This is a genomic window from Polaromonas sp. P1_E1_2 (assembly GCF_056406035.1).
Genome location: NZ_JBFUAZ010000172.1, coordinates 1 through 7,186, shown reverse-complemented (window position 1 = coordinate 7,186; position 7,186 = coordinate 1). Strand labels below are relative to the sequence as shown.

Here is a 7,186-nt window from a genome sequence, read left to right as displayed (position 1 = left end):
ACAAGATCATCCTGGGCCAGTCGGCGCCTTTCACTGGCCCGGCTGCGCAGCTGGGCATCCAGTTCTACCAGGGCGCGAAGGTGTACTTCGACCAGGTCAACGAACAGGGCGGCGTCAACAAGCGCCTGATTGAAATCCGCAACCTGGATGACGGCTATGAGCCCGCCCGCTGCGCCGAAAATACCCGCAAGCTGATCGACGACGAGGTGTTTGCGCTGTTCGGCTACATCGGCACCCCCACCAGCATCGTCGCCCTGCCGCTGGCCACCAAAGACAAAGTCCCGTTCATCGCGCCGTTTACCGGTGCCATGGCCTTGCGTGACCCCTTCAACAAATATGCCTTCCACGTGCGCGCTTCGTATAACGACGAAACCGGCCTTATCGTCAAACAGCTGACCGCCCTGGGGCTGAAGAAAATCGCCGTGTTCTACCAGAACGACGCCTACGGCAAGGCCGGGCTGGACGGCGTCACGCTGGCCCTGGGTGCGCAGAACCTGAAGCCCGTGGCGCAGGCGACTGTTGAACGCAACACGGTGGACGTGGCCAAGGCCGTCACCACGCTGGTGGCCGCGGGCCCCGATGCGGTCGTGCAGATCGGTGCTTACAAGGCCTGCGCCGCCTTCATCCGCGAAGCCCGCAAGGCCGGCTACGGCGGCACGTTCTACAACGTGTCGTTTGTCGGAACGCAGGCGCTGGCCGATGAGCTGGGCAAGGATGGAGCAGGCGTGGTGGTGTCACAGGTCATGCCTTCGCCCTACAACGGAGCGCGGCCGATTGTGCGCGAGTTTACTGAAGCGGTGAAGGCGGCCGGCAAGGACGCGAAGGTCAATTTCTCCAGCATGGAAGGCTATGTGGCCGCCAGGATTCTGGTGGACGGCCTCAAGCGCGGCGGCGCCAAGATGACCCGCGAGTCGCTGATTTCGGGCATGGAAGCCATCGGCACCCAGTCGGTGGGCGGATTTTCCGTGACGTTCTCGCCGACCGACCATGTGGCGTCCCACTTCGTGGAACTGTCGATGCTGACGGGCGACGGCCGAATACGGACGTAACCCCCCGAAGCGGCCTGCGGCCGCCTCCCCCTAAGGGGGCGCCACCTGCGGCCCGGCAAAGCCGGTTCCGCGATGGCCTGCGCGAAAGCCCGCCTCTAGCGAAGCTCGCCGGTGTTCGCCAAGCCTTGCATGAAGTCCTCGCAGCGCGCGAGCTGCTCCAGACTCACAAATTCGTCGGGCTGGTGCGCCTGGTTGATGCTGCCGGGTCCGCACACCACTGTGGGAATGCCGGCGTTTTTGAACAGGCCTGCTTCGGTGCCGAAAGCGACCAGCGTGGTTTCTTTCGTGCCTGCCAGGCGCTGGGCCAGTTGGGTCACCGCGTCGCCGGCGGAGCCGAGGAAGGCCGGTACTTCACAAATCGTCTCAAAGCTGAAGCCGGCGTCGGGCGCTATCTTTTTCATAGCTGGTTGCGCACGTTGCGCATAGGCTACAAGCTCTTTTTGCATTAAAACTGCATCCGCCGTGGGCAGGTTGCGGAATTCGTAGCGAAACTCCGCGTCGCGCGGCACCACGTTGTCGGCAATCCCGCCGCGGAACTGGCCGACGCTGGCGGTGCTGAAGGGCACGTCGAAGCCTTCATAGCGCGGCTCGTTGGCTTCAAAGCCGTCGGCCATGTCGCGCAGCTTGCCGACGACACGCGCCGCCATCTCGATGGCGTTGACGGATTGCGGCGTGAGCGAGGAGTGCGCCTCCTTGCCGCGCACGCAGCATTTGTAGCGGTACACGCCCTTGTGCGCGGTGGCCGGCACCATGCTCGTCGGTTCGCCCACGATGCAGGCGAGCGGCCTGATGTCCGCGTCCTTCATGTCGGCGATCAGCTCCTTCACGCCCATGCAGCCGACTTCCTCGTCGTAGCTCAGCGCCAGGTGCACCGCAAACGGCGCGTGGCTGTTCAAAAAATCCCCGGCATGGGCCAGCGCCAGGCCGATGAAACCTTTCATGTCGCAGCTGCCGCGGCCGTACAGCCTGCCATCGCTAACCGTGCCCGACAGCGGGTCCAGCGTCCAGTCCTGGCCGTCCCAGGGCACCGTGTCGGTGTGGCCTGACAGGATGATGCCGGCCGGTTTGCCTTCGCCCAGCGTGGCAAACAGGTTGGCCTTGGTTTTGTCGGCATTGGTGGTGATGCGGCTGGCCACGCCGAGTTTTCGCAGCTCGTCGCGCACGAAGTGAATCAAGGCCAGGTTCGAGTTGTGGCTGACCGTGTTCATGCGCACCAGGGTCTCGACCAGTTGCAGGGCGTGGGGTGAGACCGCGGGCAGGGAAGGAGTGGCAGCGAGGGTGGGGGAAGGTGCGAAAGACATGACTTCATTTTGGCGGTATTCGGCAATGTCCGTTGCCTGTCCGTCAGTTATGCTTGAAGCCCGCTTCTCCACGGGGTGTTCTCCCCCTTCCCGATGACATCTTCTTCCTCCTCACCGTTTGAAACAGGCGGCCCTTCAATACAAATCCTGCCTGAGTATTGCCAATTCTCATGAAGATATTGATCGTCAATGACAAGGTTCCTGCGTACATCCGATTTCACTCGGAAACCGTCAATGCGGACGACTTGCCGGATGGAACTTTCAGCGTCAGGAACAGTTCGTTTTTGGTGCGGAATTTGGCCTACGGCGACCGGGTTAGTGCAAGCGTTAGTGCCGAGTCAGGTCTTGTCTTCGTCAAGCTGGTCGAAGCGGGCGGCTTTTCGTCCTTCAGGGCGTATAGCAAGCATCTCGGGGCTGAAAAGCTGTTGTGCGAAGCTTGCCGTGCGACTGATCAAATGGGGGCTGGCAGTAGCCTATTGAACGATGACCGGCTCGCTCTGGTGACGATTCCTCCAAACGTCGATGGCCTGAGCGTTGCAATCGCATTTCGCGAGTATTTAAGGGAAGTTCCACTGGTATTTACCTGGATGGCGCTACGCCACAAGGCGATTGGAAGCGAAACAAAGGGGCGCGTGTGATACCCATGCTGCTATGGATAATCGCCTGTTCCTGCGAACTGCGAGCCTCTTCGTTGAAGAGCGCGAGTCTTGGGGCGCTGAGGGGCTACGAATGACAAGAGTGGTAGGGGAGGCATTGGCTGCATTGATAYGGCTCATGCGGCCGCATCAGTGGCTCAAAAACGCCTTTGTGTTTGCCGGCCTGGTGTTCAGCCAGAACTGGCAGGACACCGCATTGGACCTGCGCGTCTTCTACGCCTTTGCCGCGTTCTGCTGCCTCTCCAGCATGGTCTACATCATCAACGACTGGCATGACCGTGCCAGCGACGCCCTGCACCCCACCAAGCGCCACCGGCCGCTGGCCAGCGGCGCTGTGGCCGTGCCGCTGGCGCTGGTGCTGGCGGGCCTGTTGCTGGTGGCGGGGCTGCTGCTGGCCGCGGGCAATCGCACGCTGCTGGTGCTGCTGGGCTTGTACACGGTGCTCAACCTGGCCTATTCGTGGCGGCTCAAGCAGGTGCCGGTGGTCGACGTGTCCATCATTGCCTCGGGCTTCATGCTGCGCCTGCTGGCCGGCACCGTGGCCGTCGGCATTCCGCCTTCACGCTGGCTGTTGCTCACCGGTATTTTTGTGGCCCTGTTCCTCGGTTTTTCCAAACGCAAGGCCGAAACTTTTCATGAAGAAGCCAGCCAGCGCGCCGTGCTGGCGCACTACCCGGCGGCCCTGCTCGACACCTTCATGGCCGCGACCATGACGGCCACGCTGACCACCTACAGCCTGTTTGCCACCAGCCCCGAGGCGCAGCTGCAGCACGGCGAGCGCCTGCTCTACACCGTGCCGGTGGTCATTTTCGGCATGCTGCGCTACACCTACCAGGTGCACCGCGGCCGCGGCGAAGACGTGGCGCGCGACATGCTGCGGGACCCGTGGATCCTGGCGGCCGGCGCGCTCTGGCTGGCCATCTTCCTGAGCCGCCGCCTGTGATTCCCGGGGGCGCTCCGCCGCCCGCGCAGGGCGCCTTGCCGTTCAAGCGGCTGTTGCTGGTGCTCGGCGTGGTAGCCACGGCTTATGCGGCCTTGCTGCTGATCTGGGGTGACAGCCCCAAGACATCGCTCGCGCTGCTGTGGTCGTGGACGGGCGTGCAGGCAGCAGGCCTGTGCCTGCTCAACTATTTGCTGCGCGGCCTGCGCTGGCGGCTGTGGATGGCCCACTTTGGGCGCCATTTCGGCTGGCTGCAGGGGCTGAGGCTCTATCTGGCCGGTTATGCCTTCACGCCCACGCCGGGCAATGTGGGTGAAGCTGTGCGCGGCCTGATGCTGGCGCAGCGTCCGCTGGGCACCGCGCAAAGCCTGGCCATCTTCGGCGCCGAACGGCTGGCCGATTTGCTGTGCCTGCTGCTGCTGTGCCTGCCCGCCGTGTGGTGGGGCCTGAACCATGGTGCGATGCCGTCGTCGCCCGGCTGGTTGGCCGGGTTGCTGGCCGCCGCGGCCCTGCTGCTGGCGCTGGTGCTGGGCCTGTTGTTTAAACACCGTGCGTGGCTGTTCCAGCGCTTTGCCTGGCTGCAGGAAGCCTGGTTGTGCCTGGCAGTGCGGCCGCTGCTCTGGTTTGGTCTCACGCTTGCCGCCTGGGCAGCCCAGGGCGTCGCGGTCTGGCTGGTGTGCCGCGAGATGAATGTCCCCCTCGGCCTGCTGACAGCCACCGGGTTTTACGCGGTCGCCATGGTGGCCGGTGCGTTGTCTGCCCTGCCGGCGGGCCTGGGCGGCACCGAAGCCGTGCTGACCGGCCTGCTGGTGGCACAGGGCGCCACACCGGCTGCAGCCCTTTCCATTACCGTGCTGGTGCGGCTGCTGACCCTGTGGCTGGCCGTTGCCATTGGCGTGGTGGCCTTGCTTTATAGTGCGGCCATCCGCAAGGAAATCAGTTTTCGCTAGCCCCTGCGGGCCTTCATTCCTGGCTTTTCCCGCACCATGCAAAGCCGCCAGACCTACCCGTTCTCCCAGTTTCCATGCCCCAGAACCACGACACCGCCGCCTTTCCCGTTTCGCTGAGCCGCTGGCTGCTGGGTGCGGGCCTCCTGTCACTGCTGCTGCGGTTCTGGATCGCCGTCACCTTTCCGGTCACCGGCGACGAGGCCTTTTTTTATTGGTGGGGGGTGTACCCCGCCTGGGGCTATTCAGACCACCCGCCCATGGTGGGCTGGCTGATTGCGCTGATGCGCGCCACGCTGGGCGACAGCCTCTGGTCGATTCGCCTGCCCATCGTGTTGCTGCCGCTGGCGCTGGGTGCGGCGTTGTGGTGGGCGCTCAAGCCCGCGGGCAAGGTGCGCGCCGCCTGGGCTGTGCTGTTCTTCTGGCTGGCGCCGCTGAACTGGCTCAACGTCCTGATCACCACCGACACACCGCTGATTTTCTGGTCGGCGCTGTCCGTTGCCGCGCTGATGCGCGCCGAGCGCCGGGCGGCGCTGGACCGCGCCGCTTACGGCCTCTACGCCCTGTCGGGGCTTTTCCTGGGCTGTGCCTTTCTTTCGAAATACTTCTCGGTAGTACTCGGCTTCAGTTATCTCGTCTACTTCGTGTTGTACCGGCGTGAACGGCTCGCGGGTTTTGCGCTGCTGGTGTTGTGTGCATTGCCCGGCCCGGCCATCAACATCGCCTACAACATGTCGCACGGCTGGTCGAACATCATGTTCAACGTCTACAACCGCAACGAAGACGCGGTGTTCGAATGGCGCAAGCCGCTGACCTACGTCGGCATGATGGTCTACCTGATCACGCCCGTGGCGGTGTGGATGGCTGTGCGCTACCGTGATGCGCTGATGGCCGCCGCACGAAGCCAGCGCCTGCTGGCCTGCCTGGTGGTGGTGCCACTGCTGTTCTTTGCGCTGCTGTCAGGCAAGAAGGTGATTGGCCTGCATTGGGTGCTGTCGTTTTACCCTTTTGGTTTTGCTTTTCTGGCGTTTGCCTTGCCGGCCGACAGGCTCAAGGCCTGCGCCAAAGGGCTGGCCGTGTTTGCCGGCCTGCATGTGCTGGTGGTGGCCGGGCTGTACATGACGTCGCTGGATACMTGGAAAACGACCAAGCTTTATCCGCAGATCATCCGCAGCTACAAAACGGCCGAAATGCTGCAGCAGGTCACCGTGCCCGGCGTGGTGTTGATGGGCGAGGCCTACACGCCCGCGTCGATTTTCGGTTTCGAACGCCGCCAGTACATGCCGGTGTTCGGCGTCGGCAAGTTCCATGCGCGCCAGGACGACATGCTGGTCGACTTTTCGCTCTACCAGGGCAAAACGGTGCGTGTCATCGTCGCCGACAAGCCGAAGCTGGAAGAGTTTTCGCCTTACTTCGAGTCGGTGCGTGTGCTCAGCTTCGAGCAGGACGGCGTGCCCTTTTACGCGGTTGAAGGCACGGGCTTCAAATACCAGGCCTACCGCGAAGGCGTGCTGGGCACGATTTTCAAACGCTACTTCAACATTCCTTCGTGGCTGCCGATGACGGGCTGCCCCTTCTGCGTGCGCTACTGCGGGCAGGTGCGATGCCCGAGGTGAGCGCCGCCGAGGCCGGTCCCGTCGTTGCCGCCTTTGACTTCGACGGCACGCTGACCCGGCGCGACACCTTCATTCCYTTCCTGGCGCGCGGCCTGGGCTGGCCGCGGTTCCTGGGGGCCTTGCTCCGCTGCTTCCCGTGGCTGGCCGGCTATGCGCTGCGCCTGGTGCCCAACCACGTCGCCAAAGGCAAGCTGATGCAGGCCACGCTGGCCGGCCGCAGCCTGGCCGAGATGCAGGGCTGGACGGCCCGCTGGCTGGCCCACGATTTTCCCGGCCAGCTGCGCGAGGACGCCATGGCGCGCCTGGCCTGGCACCGCGAGGCCGGGCATTGCTGCGTCATGGTCAGCGCGTCGCCCGACATCTACCTGCAGGTGGTGGCGCGGCAGCTGGGGTTTGACGCGCTGCTCTGCACGGAAATGGAGGTGGTGGGCGAGGGTGAGGACGGGCATCTCACCGGCCGCCTCACTGGTCGCATGAGCACCCCCAACTGCCATGGCGAGCAGAAGGTGCTGCGACTGCAGGCCTGGGCGCTGGCGCGCTATGGGGAAACAGCGCTGGACGGCGTCACCCTGTATGCCTATGGAGACACCTCCGGCGACAAGCCCATGCTGCGGCTGGCCCGGCATGCGTGGTACCGGGGCAAGCCTTGGGTGGATGCGGCGCGGCCGGTGTGAGGG

General features: G+C 64.1%; 7 protein-coding genes. 6 read left to right on the top strand and 1 reads right to left on the bottom strand.

From position 1 onward, the window contains the following. On the top strand, positions 1–1,049 hold a 1,049-nt coding region (locus AC1D1P_RS10310; protein ID WP_477672902.1), incomplete at its 5' end, for an ABC transporter substrate-binding protein. 95 nt (positions 1,050–1,144) lie between these two features. Here AC1D1P_RS10310 and argE read toward each other — a convergent pair. Next, on the bottom strand, positions 1,145–2,350 hold the full coding sequence (gene argE / locus AC1D1P_RS10305) for an acetylornithine deacetylase (RefSeq protein WP_477672901.1): 1,206 nt from the start codon (positions 2,348–2,350) through the stop codon (positions 1,145–1,147). A gap of 170 nt (positions 2,351–2,520) precedes the next feature. Here argE and AC1D1P_RS10300 point away from each other — a divergent pair, with 170 nt between their 5' ends. From AC1D1P_RS10300 to AC1D1P_RS10280, 5 genes are all read left to right on the top strand, one after another. Further along, positions 2,521–2,988 (top strand): DUF4265 domain-containing protein, encoded by a 468-nt coding sequence (locus AC1D1P_RS10300; protein WP_477672900.1) that lies wholly within the window; start codon positions 2,521–2,523, stop codon positions 2,986–2,988. 13 nt (positions 2,989–3,001) lie between these two features. After that, complete coding sequence (locus AC1D1P_RS10295) at positions 3,002–3,949, top strand: decaprenyl-phosphate phosphoribosyltransferase (protein ID WP_477672899.1); 948 nt, start codon at positions 3,002–3,004, stop codon at positions 3,947–3,949. A 35-nt stretch (positions 3,950–3,984) separates the two neighbouring features. Continuing rightward, complete coding sequence (locus AC1D1P_RS10290; protein WP_477672898.1) at positions 3,985–4,896, top strand: lysylphosphatidylglycerol synthase transmembrane domain-containing protein; 912 nt, start codon at positions 3,985–3,987, stop codon at positions 4,894–4,896. A gap of 74 nt (positions 4,897–4,970) precedes the next feature. Beyond that, complete coding sequence (locus AC1D1P_RS10285) at positions 4,971–6,509, top strand: ArnT family glycosyltransferase (protein WP_477672897.1); 1,539 nt, start codon at positions 4,971–4,973, stop codon at positions 6,507–6,509. Then, positions 6,497–7,183 (top strand): HAD-IB family hydrolase, encoded by a 687-nt coding sequence (locus AC1D1P_RS10280; RefSeq protein WP_477672896.1) that lies wholly within the window; start codon positions 6,497–6,499, stop codon positions 7,181–7,183. Before AC1D1P_RS10285 ends, AC1D1P_RS10280 begins: the two co-directional genes overlap by 13 nt. The last annotated feature ends 3 nt before the right edge of the window (positions 7,184–7,186 follow it).

Excerpts from the sequence above, each read along its gene's own strand:
- argE (WP_477672901.1), bottom strand. The coding sequence starts at position 2,350 with ATGTCTTTCGCACCTTCCCCCACCCTCGCTGCCACTCCTTCCCTGCCC.
- AC1D1P_RS10300 (WP_477672900.1), top strand. The coding sequence starts at position 2,521 with ATGAAGATATTGATCGTCAATGACAAGGTTCCTGCGTACATCCGATTT.